At 38.2% G+C, this 13,283-nt stretch carries 11 protein-coding genes; 9 read left to right on the top strand and 2 right to left on the bottom strand.

Going from position 1 to position 13,283, the window contains the following annotated elements; all coding sequences use genetic code 11:
- The first annotated feature begins 5 nt into the window (after nt 1-5).
- From MT391_RS16795 to MT391_RS16765, 7 genes are all read left to right on the top strand, one after another.
- Nucleotides 6-3,284: a type I restriction endonuclease subunit R gene (locus MT391_RS16795; RefSeq protein ID WP_499499127.1), complete on the top strand. Its 3,279-nt coding sequence runs from the start codon at nt 6-8 to the stop codon at nt 3,282-3,284.
- On the top strand, nt 3,284-4,060 hold the full coding sequence (locus MT391_RS16790) for a M48 family metallopeptidase (RefSeq protein WP_499499126.1): 777 nt from the start codon (nt 3,284-3,286) through the stop codon (nt 4,058-4,060). Before MT391_RS16795 ends, MT391_RS16790 begins: the two co-directional genes overlap by 1 nt.
- An 8-nt stretch (nt 4,061-4,068) precedes the next feature.
- Nucleotides 4,069-4,995: a COG2958 family protein gene (locus MT391_RS16785; RefSeq protein WP_499499124.1), complete on the top strand. Its 927-nt coding sequence runs from the start codon at nt 4,069-4,071 to the stop codon at nt 4,993-4,995.
- A gap of 12 nt (nt 4,996-5,007) precedes the next feature.
- Nucleotides 5,008-5,181, top strand: a complete 174-nt coding sequence (locus MT391_RS16780) for a hypothetical protein (RefSeq protein ID WP_499499123.1) — start codon at nt 5,008-5,010, stop codon at nt 5,179-5,181.
- Nucleotides 5,182-5,197: 16 nt separating this feature from the next.
- Complete coding sequence (locus MT391_RS16775; protein ID WP_499499121.1) at nt 5,198-6,025, top strand: HNH endonuclease; 828 nt, start codon at nt 5,198-5,200, stop codon at nt 6,023-6,025.
- A gap of 204 nt (nt 6,026-6,229) precedes the next feature.
- Complete coding sequence (locus MT391_RS16770; protein WP_499499119.1) at nt 6,230-6,631, top strand: hypothetical protein; 402 nt, start codon at nt 6,230-6,232, stop codon at nt 6,629-6,631.
- A 765-nt stretch (nt 6,632-7,396) separates the two neighbouring features.
- Nucleotides 7,397-8,002 carry a DUF3157 family protein gene (locus MT391_RS16765; RefSeq protein WP_499499117.1) on the top strand — a complete coding sequence of 202 codons (606 nt, stop codon included), beginning with the start codon at nt 7,397-7,399 and terminating at the stop codon, nt 8,000-8,002.
- Between the two features lie 799 nt (nt 8,003-8,801).
- Here MT391_RS16765 and MT391_RS16760 read toward each other — a convergent pair.
- Both MT391_RS16760 and MT391_RS16755 read right to left on the bottom strand, forming a co-directional pair.
- On the bottom strand, nt 8,802-10,253 hold the full coding sequence (locus MT391_RS16760; RefSeq protein ID WP_499499115.1) for a hypothetical protein: 1,452 nt from the start codon (nt 10,251-10,253) through the stop codon (nt 8,802-8,804).
- A 263-nt stretch (nt 10,254-10,516) separates the two neighbouring features.
- Complete coding sequence (locus MT391_RS16755) at nt 10,517-11,443, bottom strand: LysR family transcriptional regulator (protein WP_499499151.1); 927 nt, start codon at nt 11,441-11,443, stop codon at nt 10,517-10,519.
- Between the two features lie 129 nt (nt 11,444-11,572).
- Between MT391_RS16755 and MT391_RS16750 the strand changes: the two genes are divergently transcribed.
- Both MT391_RS16750 and MT391_RS16745 read left to right on the top strand, forming a co-directional pair.
- Entirely contained in the window at nt 11,573-11,956 is a 384-nt protein-coding gene (locus MT391_RS16750; RefSeq protein ID WP_499499114.1) for a YybH family protein, read from the top strand.
- 12 nt (nt 11,957-11,968) lie between these two features.
- The gene (locus MT391_RS16745; RefSeq protein WP_499499113.1) at nt 11,969-12,892 is read left to right on the top strand and encodes a VOC family protein; all 924 of its coding nucleotides are present in this window, start codon (nt 11,969-11,971) and stop codon (nt 12,890-12,892) included.
- Nucleotides 12,893-13,283: the final 391 nt, after the last annotated feature.

Below are 13,283 nucleotides of genomic sequence, written 5' to 3'. Positions count from 1 at the left end.
CTTATATGAAAAATACTTTACCCAATTTCCGTGAAGAACAAAGCGCTAAAATTCCTGCGCTCACTTTACTCACTAACCTTGGCTACCAGTTTATCCCACCGAGTAAATGTTTGGTGCAGCGTGGCAATCGCTCAACGGTTATTCTGCCTGATGTGCTGCGCAGTGCCCTTGTCAATAAAACCTATTCATTTATGGGGAAAGATCAGAAACTTTCCCAAGCGGCAATTGACCATATCATTCAAGAGCTTGCTAACCCTGCTATGAATGAAGGGCTAAAAGCCGCCAATGAAAAACTCTATAACGCGCTTACCTATGGCATTGGTGTAACTGAATTTGTCGCGGGCAAAAAAGCCAATCCAACCATTCAAGTGATTGATTGGGAAACGCCAGAGAATAATCAATTCCACTTTACCGAAGAGATGGAGGTTGAAAACGCACACGGTACGGGCAAGCGTATTCCTGATCTGGTCTGTTTTGTTAATGGTTTGCCGTGGGTGGTGATTGAAGCGAAACGTCCTGACTCTTCGCATGAAGGTAAACCAACTATTCATGAAGGCGTCTCACAGACAATTCGCAATCAAGGCAATGATGAGATCCCGCACCTGTTTGCTTACAGTCAACTGGTCATGTCGGTAAATGGCCACGAAGGTTTGTATGCGACCTGCGGCACAAGCGATAAGTTCTGGGCAAAATGGAAAGAGGAAGAGATTGCTGAAACCACCTTTGCTCGCTTAAAGAACACGCCATTAACACAAAATAAACGCGATTTAATCTTTAACCATCGCCCTGCTAAAGTACGTGATGAGTACCTTGCACTGATTGCGCGCGGTGATTTAATGGTGACTGACCAAGACCGTTTATTGGTTTCATTGTTGCGTCCGGATCGCCTGTTAGAGATGACCCGACTTTATACTCTGTTCGATAAAAAAGTCGGCAAAATTGTCGCCCGTTATCAGCAGGTATTTGGCATTAAAGCGTTAATTAAACGCGTGACCTCCTTTGATGAGAAAGGCGCGCGTAATGGCGGCGTAATCTGGCATACCACTGGCTCGGGTAAATCGTTCACCATGGTATTTCTCTCTAAAGCTTTGGTATGGCTTAAAGAGTTGGCAAAGTGCCGTGTTATTGTGGTGACTGACCGAGTGGATTTAGAAGATCAACTCGCGCGTACCTTCGCCTCAGGTGGTGCGTTATCAGATAAAGATAAAAAATCCGCAATGGCAACCACCGGACGCCGTTTAGCCCAACAGATAGGTAAAGGCAATGAGCGCATTATCTTCTCTATCATCAACAAGTTTGGTACCGCAATTGAGCTACCTGAGTGTTACAACAACAGCCCAGATATGATTGTGTTGGTCGATGAAGGCCATCGCAGCCAAAACGGTGAAAACAATATTCGCATGCAGCAAGCTCTGCCTAAAGCCGCCTATATTGGTTTTACGGGCACGCCCCTATTGCAAGATGATAAAACCGAGAACAAGTTCGGTAAGATCATCCACTCCTATACCATGCAACAAGCGGTCGAAGATAAAACCGTCACACCGCTGTTATATGAAGAGCGTATTGCAGATCTCAGTACCAATGATAAAGCGATTGATGCGTGGTTTAACCGCATCACCGATAAACTCTCTGAAAAGCAACGTACCGATCTGAAGAAGAAGTTTTCACAAAAGGGACAAATCTATCAAACAGAAGGTCGATTAGAGCTGATTGCCCATGATATTTCAGATCATTTCCAGAATTTTAAGCACCAAGGGCTAAAAGGCCAGCTCGCCTGTGACTCAAAAGCCTCAGCCATTCACTATAAGATGCTTTTAGATAAGATTGGTAAGGTAACCTCCGTTGTCGCCATGTCGCCGCCTGATACGCGTGAGAACCATGAGAAAGTCGATGCTAAAAGTAATGATATTGTACAAAATTGGTGGAAGGAAAACGTTAATGATGCTGGCTATGGGCTAGATGAAAAAGCCTATACCAAACATATCATCGATGAATTTAGCAAAGATGAGGGTCCTGACTTGATGATTGTGGTTGATAAGCTACTCACCGGCTTTGATGAACCCAAGAACACTGTGCTTTATATCGATAAACAGCTAAGACAGCACAGCCTGATTCAGGCGATTGCCCGCGTCAACCGCTTGCACGAAAAGAAACAGTTTGGTTACCTGATTGATTATCGAGGTATTTTAAAAGAATTAGATGCCACCATTGCCGATTATCAAGAATTAGCAGAGCGCACCAAAGGTGGCTTTGATCTTGATGATCTGAAAGGTCTATATAATCGTATGGAGACCGAATATAAAAAGCTCCCCGGTTTATACCGTGATTTATGGGCTATTTTTGATAGTGTACAGAATAAACAAGATGGGCCTGCGCTACGCCAAGTATTAACACCGAAGATCCATACCATTGATGGTCAGCTGACCGATACCAATCAAAAGAAACGAGAGGATTTTTACTCTGCGCTCACAAGTTTTGCAAACTGTCTGAAAGTTGCATTGCAATCGGCTACCTACTTTGAAGATAAGAGCTTTGACGATAAGCGTGAATTATACAAAAAGACACTGAAATCCATGTCTGAACTGCGTAAACAAGTGCGTGAAGATGCCGAAGAAACGGTTAAGTACGATGAGTACTCTGAAAATATTCGAGCGATGCTGGATAAGCATATCGGTGGTGTTGAAATTCAGGAATCGCAAGGTATCTATTTGGTCGGTAATATGGGAAAAGCGGCTAAACCTGAAGAGATGAGCGACGATGAAGCGCGTAATAAAAAAGATGCGATCACCGGCCGTATCACCAAGATGATTGATCAGGACTTAGCTGATGATCCCTACGCACAGGAGTATTTTTCTAACCTACTGAAACAGGCTATCGATAAAACCAAAGAGATGTTTGATGCACCCGTAAAACAGTACCTGTTATTTGCTGATTTTGAAGAGCAAGTTAAAGAGCGCAAAGTCGAAGGTATTCCAAACGACCGATTTAGCGAACTTGATCCCGCTATTAAACGCCATGTGCAAGCCTATTACGGCTTGTTCTTAAAGCATTTGGACAGTGCAAACGGATTATCTGAAGATGAGTGTTTTGACTCAGCCATTTTGATTGATGAAATCGTCACCGCTGCCGTTGCTGAGTTTTCAATTAACCCACAGGAGATTGAAAATCAGATCCGACGTAAGCTACTGCCAGTATTATTTAAAAGCATCGGTATGGATAAAGCTAAAGTCGTTATCACGGATATTATTCAGATCACCCGTTTAGGTGTGGCGGGTCATCACTAATGACATCATTCAACGCGAGTGAAGCTGATAAAGAGGAATACGGCTTTGTCTATGGGGATCAGGCTGTTACTTATCAGGTAATCCGTAAGAAGCTAGCCGAAGGCAAAAAACGAAAAATAACCATCAAGGTTCACCCTAATTGCGACGTCATGATCAGCGCTCCTGAAGATGCACTGCGCGAAGAACTTCATGAAGCAGTGATAAAGCGAGCCAAGTGGATCGTTGATGCGCTGCAAGCCTTCCGTGTTCACCTTGAATATGTTCAGGCAAAAAACTATGTAAGCGGCGAAATGCAGTTCTATTTAGGTCGCCGGTATGTACTTAAAGTAGTTGAAGATCCTAAATCTGCCTCTAACGTTAAAATGACCCGAGGCAAACTACTGGTTACCTTGAAAAATTTCAATGAAGATAAACAAGCACTGACCAAAACCCTCGTTAAAAAATGGTACAAGGTACACGCTGAGCATGTCTTTCATCTGCGAGTTGCAGAACTGTTACCCCAAGCAACGTGGGTTAAAGGCATCCCGAGCTTTCGTGTACTCGCCATGAGCAAACAATGGGGCAGCTGCTCAGCAAAAGGTAATTTGATGCTTAATCCTCACCTGATTAAAGCACCCAAAGAGTGTATTGATTACGTGATTCTGCATGAGCTTTGTCATATTGCTGAGCATAACCACAGCGACAAATTCTGGCGCTTACTGACCAGCGTGATGCCCAACTGGAAAGAAGTTAAAAACCGTTTAGACGGTATGGCGGAGTTGTATTTGAATGAATAAGGAACACAATGAGTAAGTTATCACAATCTAAAAAGATTGCTCTACTTCTTCAAGAGAGCCCAAACCAACGCTATACAGCCAAACAGATTGCCCTAGCCGTCACTGAACGTTACCCAGAAGATTATCTTGATAAACGAGCAAATCCTCGCTTTGAAACTGAACGAGATTTTATATCTCAAGTTGTCGCCGAAATTGGGGCTCAAAAGCAAGGTATCCTTAAGCAATCTGCAAATATCAAATGGCAAGATAAACCTCGCCCAAGAGTCTATTGGTACGACGATCAAGCGCAGGAAAATATTGATGACTCCGAGCATGATGATGAAACAATTGAGACTGAAAAAGTAGCCCGCACCTATAGTGAGCACGACCTGTACCCCATATTGATGGACTACCTGAATTCAGAACATCAGCTATATTGCTTACGTATAGATGAAAAACGATCTAAGAACAGCCTTGGCAATGGCGGTAACCAATGGTTGCACCCTGACATTGTTGCCATGGAGCCTGTCGCTCAAACGTGGCACCCACATGTGAAAACCTGTGTTTTACAAGGTGGAGGACAAAGTGTTCGCCTATGGTCGTTTGAAGTTAAAAAAGCACTAACGATGGGTAATGTCCGCAAATCATTCTTTCAAGCAGTCAGTAACTCCTCATGGGCGAGTGAGGGCTACTTAGTGGCAACCTCCATTGCAGATAGCCGTGTTGAGCAAGAGCTGCGCATGTTGAGTGCACTGAATGGAATTGGTGTGATTCTGCTTTCTGTTGAGAACCCATCTGAAAGTGAACTACTTCTTCCTGCACAAAAACGAACTGATATTGATTGGCAATCTGTTAACCGTATTGTTGAAGAAAACGCTGATTTTAAAGATTTTACAGATCTAGTTTCTAACTACTATCAAACAGGTCGTGTGCGTGCCCGAGATTGGAACAATTAAAGGAAAAATAATATGGAATGCCCAACTTGTGAAAAACACATTGGCTTAGACTGGATTGAAGATGAATCCATCGAGCCAAATCTAGATTTTGACTGTCCGCATTGTGACGAAACACTTCGGTATGAAATAGATGAAGGTACTTACCTTGGTGCAAAACATGTGACCATTGAAGTTGTGGATGATTAGGATAAGGATCACTATTATGAGCAATGTTTACTTATTTCAAGGCAATCCCAAATATTATGATATGGATGCCTATCTAGCGACCCATCCCTATATTTATTGGCGCAGCCCAAACTATAAAGACCAAATTAAAATTGGTGACAAAGCGATATTGTGGAGAGCAGGTAAGGACGCTGGAATGATTGCTATTGGTGAAATCGTAGAAGCTCCCACTCGAGCTTCAGATATTCATTTTCCTGACTTGTTAGGGCAGCAATTCTGGACTTCAGATGAAGTGGATAAAAATGACATAAAAGTTGGTATTAAAATCCATGAGGTTCGACTCTCTGATGTAGATGTCTCCAGGGAGAGTTTTAAATTAAATCCCATAGTTAGTGCGCATCGGATTATCACTAACCCTACAGGTACAGTTTTTCAAGTAGATGAAGATGTCGCTAATGCTATCTATTCTGCTTGGGCAGATCCAGTTGATGGTGATACAGGTCATGAAGACCATTCATCTGAAATAAAAATGGATTTGGAAGGTAAATATCGCTTCATTCTTCATAAAAAAAGAGAACGTTCAAGTGCTTTACGTAAAGCAAAAGTAGATAATTTTTTAAAAACTCACGCTTTCATTCATTGCGAACTATGCAACTCAAATCTTAATGATATATATCCAGCTTATTTGGCCGATGGCTATATTGAAGTTCACCATATCAAGCCAATTTCCTCACTCGATGAACATACACCGACTCACCTAGATGACTTGATACTACTATGCCCTAACTGCCATCGAATGGTACATCGAACTAAAGATGCAGAGAATAACTTAGAAGAGTTGAAGAAGTGGTTTGCGGATAGGTAACCATTAATTAATGGGGGATTGCCTTTACCATTAATGCTCACTAAGAGGGATAAGTACGTAAACAAGTCAAAAACACTAAGATCCTTGTTCCCCGTTGCGTGCTATTAGCCTCTTTTTTGAGTAAATGAGATATAGTTTCTTACACAAAAAATCGTGACACGGTCACGCCAATGTTCTATAGTTATATTTCAAATAGGGGGAAATATGACTAAAAGAGTAACTGCATTTGATGACCACTATCATATTCAAGAAGCGTGGATTAGAAGACAAATAGATCATTTTAAACATGACTCATTTGTTGATCTTTATCTTGCACAAAAAGAAATTGAAGCAGCAGGTATTACCGCTTTTGCCACTCCTGAAGAAACGGCTAAATTTAGAGAAAAGCATTTATCGAAATCTGGAAAAACCAAACTATCTTCTTCATTAAGAACCTATAAAAAACGGAATAATCAAAAACTAACTACGCGACGCTTGGATCTCAATATTTCCTTACCTGCACACCTCGCCTTAGAATCTTTAGCAAAAGAATTAAAACTAACTAAAACCCAGTTAATTGAGCAATTAATTTTAGAGCGAAGAGAAAAACAAACAGAAGAAGTGTGACACGGTCACTTATTAGGCTAAAAAAATATCTAATTACTGAGTGACACTTTAAGCAACTAATTGTAGGTGGCATTAGATAAATAGGGTCAAATAAGAATTACTAAGAATCTTACGAGCAAAACTCTAAGAAGAAACGGAACAAAAAAAATTTATGACAGCGATCCTAACTCACTTTTGTCCCTAAGTGAGATTCGAGTAGTCAAAACCGTGTTAGGAGGGATGGTTTTACGCAGTGAAGCAGTCGTCTTTACGGCTATTTTTGTAAAGTATTTATGGTGTTATTTTCCATTTTTTACACCGCGAACTGCATGACTTTACAAAATTATCTTTTTTTGTAATAAATATTGAATGGAAAACTTTGCATTAAGCTATGACTAGACTGGACGGTCACTCACTCACTCACCCGATTTTAATGTTTTTTAGTGGATATAACATGAATTCAAAGAAAAAACCAGCGATTAACACATTCACCTTGATACAATATCAATAAGCTTTAATACTCTTTTAACGTTCGCTTATCTTCTCAAACAGCATAACTAGCAAAGCACTTATTGTTGCTATAAGCAGATAAAAGAATAATTGAAAATATCAATTTTCAAAAATTTGTTTCCAAGACTTTATCTAAGCTTAGGATTTAATACTTTGGGGTTAATATAGAGAGGTTAATACAGTGAGTTTAATACTTTGAGTTCCAGAACTTTGATTGAACATATAGATACCCTGTATGTTTGATATCAAATCAAACCATATAAAAAGTTGAAATTTATGCCTTTTCATTATCTACAGTACACACTATTTTTATTACTCGGCTCTGTCACTTTAGGGCTGTCCGCAGCTAGCATTGGCACGGCTACACTTGATAACGGAGCCATAATATCATTCCACGATGATTACACTTGGGAATATGTCGCCATTAGTGCTGACGCAGTAGATGGAGTGAATAATACTATTTCATCAAACAACATTAATTCAAATGCAATAAGCCCTGCTAATTCTGAGCAAGCTTTAAAAAACAGATCTTCACTGCTACGCTCGGGTTTATTGAATACTAGCGTTAAAAATGACGTAAAAGTAACCTATAGTGATTCAATTTGGCGAGACCAATCCCTTGGTTTGAAGTTTATACTATCCAGTGATAATACTGATGGCGTTGTTATTGTTAAGGTGGCCATCAGTTTTTATGATGATAAAACCAATAAAATAACAGAACAAACCGTTAATGTTTGGCAAGCAAGCTATCGATTACCTAACACCTATTTGCGAAAAGGCGAAACACGAAACAGTCGAATCATTTGGATTGATGGCATCGACAAAACAAGTTGGACAAATAAATTGTTGAGTTTGAAGGTAATTGAGGTAGAAACTCGTTAATTTCAAAATAGTTATCATGAATCAACAATTATCATGAGTTAACAATTATCATAAATTAAGAGTTTTGAATCTTAATAATGATAGAAATATTGTAAAAATTAACAGCAGTAGGCAGGAAAGCCGCAAATCTAAAAACCGTAAATACGATGTTAAAACCACCTTTGGTTAGCCAATCACAGGCCTTGATACACTTCTTTTCCGAGTATCTGAGCGTGTTAAGTTAACCATAGGTAAATTTTTTTGATTATGTTGATGATGTGGAAAATAACGCTTCGGATCATGTTTAATAGAAGATTTATGTCTGTACCGGGGTACTCTCCGCTAAAAAGCCTTCAAAGAAAAAACCAGCGATTCAGAATTCCATTCCAGTACATTGATTAACGTGCCGTATTAACCCCCTATACTTTTTCAGTAGTAGTCGTAGGATAGTTAATTAAGTCGTTTCCCCTCCAAAACGCCTCAGCGACCTTTGCGTGACATCCACAAATATGGAGAGTAAATAAGTTTATTTAGGGACTTGGAATTGGAAAAGAAGCTAAATGAAAATAGTATATTTAGAATAAAAAATTCATTTAATTCAATTTTTTACCATACTAATTAAAGCTGATAACTACTAATCGATACTAGTTTTAAGTATTTTGTGTTGATTTAATAATGAAGCGATTATTTGTATAACAAAAAACGACTACTTAACATAAGAGTCATTTTGTGCATTGAGATTGAACGTAATAGTTAACGTTGTTTTCTTTTTTATTTCTTATTTCTTATTTCTTATTTTTTCATTTCCCCAATAAAAAGGTTAACTAAATAATCCATATAAATATTCAAAAAATCCTTTAATCGTTGGCCACCGTTTCCAATCAATACTCAAGACACCAATAATTATTTGAACAACAACTAATAAACCGACTCCTCCTGCATACCATTTGTGGAATTGAATATTTTTCACCTCTAAATCATCTCTGGAACTTTCTTTTCTTATTTTTACACTATCGATAAGCTCTTCTGTCAATTTGAGCAAATATTCGGAAGAGGTTATTACAAACTTAGAGTATTTCTTACGACAACCGTTATTGGCTATTTTCCTTGTCGATGTTAGATTTTCATTAAGTTTATTTAAGTCTAGTAATGCCTTAAATAAAGTTTTGTGATTAGACTCTGGGGATTTCGAGTTATCTAAAAGAACAGAGTTTACTCTGGCTGAAATACCTCTGTATTGTTTTTGACAATCGATAAGTAAAGCTATGACTAAATGTGAATTATAGGCAGTCATTCCATTAATGCTAAAATCTTCGTGTTGAACAAATGTTTCTTTTAATTGGCTTTTTATATAGATTGCATCAGCGCCAGTATTAATTTCATCGTGTTTGTTAAATTGACAAAAGCTTTCGGACGTATCCTCAGAAATATTTAGGTCATAGTGTTCAAAGTACTTTTCTATTAAAAAAACTTCTGAACAAGCTTTAATTTTCCTATTACTAGAAAAGTATGGAGACTCGTTGTTTCTATAGATATCTGAAATAACAACAAATTCAGAATTAGACTTTCTAATTCCCCATATTTTTAGCAAGTCACTGGCATTTGTTACGACATTACTGGTTATACACTCCATTCTTTGATTAATTAGTTTATTGATCAGGTGAGTACGATCATAGAAATTTAAAATTTTAAACTGTTTAGAAAATGGATTCAGTGTGTAGAACTCTGTTCTTTTTTTTATATGTTCAACGTTGACATTATGAACTTCGCTAGTAGCTTTTTCTGTGAGGAAAAAATATAGGTTTAGGTAACTAAATCCTTTTGATAATGTGGATATAGACACATAACAAGACTTGCAATATGAGTTAACATCTTCGACATTCATAAGGGAATGGTATAACTGTTCTGGTTTATTATATTGCACCCATCCAACGGTATTCTCATTTCCTCTGCTTGTATATTTAGGGGAAATATCATCAAACCGGCCTAAAACATAGTTAAAATTCGATGTGTGTTTTTTCATCCATCTATGCATCGAGTGAATATCCGATTCACTAACTCGAACGGTTACTGCTATAGCTTTCCAGTTAAAATCACCTTCTAAAAAACTAGCTGTTTTATATCCATCCTGAGTTTTTTCCCTATCAGATTTTTCAAACCCTTCAGGTCGTTCTTCACAAATATTCTCTACTAACCACTTAGGGAATAGTAAAGGGGCTTTACGTGCAGCCTTAATAATTAACTCTGATGCATAAACTTTACTTTTTAACATTCTTTCATTCTCATTTAGAGATAACTTATTGAATGTAAAATAATACCATCAGGGGAGAAAGTACCTTAGGCATATTTCAGTATTTACCATAAGACCCGTTTTACGCACAACTTCGAGGTCACCTAAAAATGGTGGCCTTTTTAATGGCTGAATATAAATTGGCTATCTTCGTTTATGTCCCAAAGAACATTAGGAAACTAAGTCCCGCAGCATCGTGTTTAAACTAACTGCGCGACCATCATCTGGCTGTTTAGCCAATACGACTACATTTCCGTAGTGTTATTCAATTGAGCCGTAATGGCTTGTAAACAGACCTTAACACTCAGCGGCATTTGGTTATTAAAGGGATGCAGTGCATAGACAGTATTCAATGGTAATTGATGTTCCGGAAACACTTCATGCAGTTCTGTCACTAAATTTTTCAAATGAAAATCAGGTATAATTCCTATCCCCGATGCAGATTTAATTAATGCTAAGCAAGTATAAAAAGAGTTTGAAATACAATGGCTATTAGTATTGTAAATAAAACTATCGATTTTTTGATCTCCTTGCTTAACTTTTAGTGCTTTAGAAGAAACAGCTTGATACTTTGCATGATGATTAAACTGATGGCGTATCTGATGTCCTTGCCAAGTATTACCAATATACGCTAGCTCTTGCCACGGCTTAGAAGCAATATATTCAGGTCTCCCACAAAGTACATCTCGAAACTCACCAATGCGTTTTTGCTTTAGCCCGCTTTCTTGGGATTGCCCTACTCTTATTGCTAAATCGATATCTTCCGATATCAGATCCAAGTGATGATCATGACTAATTAACTCTGGGTTTAATAACGGATATTGTGCTAATAAATCTGCTATGGCGGGCGTGACTAAGGTTTCCATTAGCGCATTGGGAGCGGTGATCCTAATTCTTCCTTGCGGGATAGCTTTCATTTGTTGAGCATCATTCCATGCATCACTGGCCACTTGATTAAGGGTTTTACACTGTTGATAAAACAGTTGCCCAGCGACGGTCAATATTTGTTTACGCGTCGTACGTTTTAACAACATGATGCCTAATTCAGTCTCTAGAGACTTGAGGTGCTGACTCACCACAGACTTTGATAATGTGAGTAATTCAGCAGCTGCGGTGATTGATCCTGTTTCCACTATATGCGCAAAAACCGACATTTGACGTAATCTAATCATGGTCATTGTTTACTTTTATTAAACAGTGTTTATGAATATAGCTGTTTTTCTTCAGTAATTATAGCGCTATTGTTCGTCTCAGCTATTGTTCATTTCAATCAGGGCACTACTTCTATCAAGGATAATTATATGACTAATGCAACAACAGACAACATAACGTTAATCGCATGTAAAAAAGGTATTTCAGCTTGGCAAACTGCTTTCAACAATTCAGATGCTAAAGGGTGCGCAGCACAATACCAAGAACATTGCGTAATGACAGCAAGACCTTTCGGCGTGTTTGAGGGGCGTCAGGCAATTCAAGACTTTTGGCAAGGTATAATGGATCAAGGTTTTAAAGATGTGAATTACACACAGGTCACTTGGGAAGCTGAGGATGAAGGTTATATTTTAACATCACATTGGACCATGAATAATGCATTCGGGGTTGTCCATCGTGAGCACTGGGTCTTAGAAGCAGATGGCCATGCTAGACTTGCTAGTGACGAATTCGAAGTACAAGGTGAACGCTAAAAGGAGCATAAAATGCAGATAACTCAGCACCGTTTACAAATCAGTAATCCTGAAAAGTCATTAACCTTTTATCTAGATATTATGGGTATGCAGTTGATTCATCATTATGAATCAACACAAGGCCTTCATTATATTCTTGAATATTGTTATGACCAAAGAGGCTGCAGTGATGAAACAATAAATAAGACTCTCCATGCTCAACTTGAGCTGGTTTTCAATCCACAACAAAAATTTTCAGTACCCGCTCAGCCTAATCGACAATCAGGTTATTGGAAATTCACTATCGCGGTTGGTCACTTAGCGACTGCGCACCAGAAATTATTAGATAATGGTATTAAAGTCAGCTTATGTACGGTCATTCCTAATTTAGCTTATTTATGCCATCTAACAGATCCCGATGGTTATTGTATTGAATTAATTCAAACTCATTTAATTGAAAACACACAGACTGATTTAATTAAACTAGACGACATCGATTTTCCCTTAGGTTCGGTTGCACATATAAACTTATCAACACTTAGAATCAAAGATCTGAAACATAGCTTACCCTTCTATCAACGATTAGGCTTTGAACTGGTTTATACCTACCGCTCCGATGAACGCGCGATGACATTGTATTTTTTAGCAAATAAGCAGTCTGATTCATTTAATGAAATAAAACATTCAGATAATATTGTAGAAACATTATGGCAATACTCTGACACCCTATTAGAATTTCAACAATTTGATGGGACACAAGAGGATGTTAATTTTAGCTATAACACTGATATTAAAAATGGTTTTTTAGGTTTAACGATCACTAATAACAAAAACCCCAGACAAAGTAACCTTTCCTCAATTCAAACCAGTGAGCAGAACCTTCAAACAAAGAGTCATTTAATTGATCCTGATGGGTATCTCATAATTAATGCTGAATTCTCACCTAAACGACTTTGATACACAACTTACAAGCACCCTAATCACTTTCCCATGAGCCCTTTAAAAAAGGTTCAGGGAGGTCAGGTTCTGCCTTTTCTTTATGAGAGAGTATCAATATAAATAGGGTAACCACAGTCAACTGCCCGGTGTTAATGCATAAACCCATAGTAATAATCGAGTTTACTTCGATCTAATTATTTATATCTGAACCAATCAAAACGCTTACCTGTGACCATAGTATGAAATAATTTTTGAGGGTTAGGGTAGATTAACGATTGGGATTTAAGGTAGATTAATTATGATGACATATTAATTTATTCTATTCCTAGATTTGCATAATAAATACCATAAAATCATAACTAACGCTTTCGGAGTGCTTTTGTACAAGATAAAAAAATCATACAACGGA

It is taken from the genome of Vibrio sp. 1-Bac 57, assembly GCF_037546855.1.
Lineage (GTDB): Bacteria > Pseudomonadota > Gammaproteobacteria > Enterobacterales > Psychromonadaceae > Psychromonas.
Note: the sequence above shows the minus strand (reverse complement) of the source record. Positions and strands in the feature narration are given on the sequence as shown.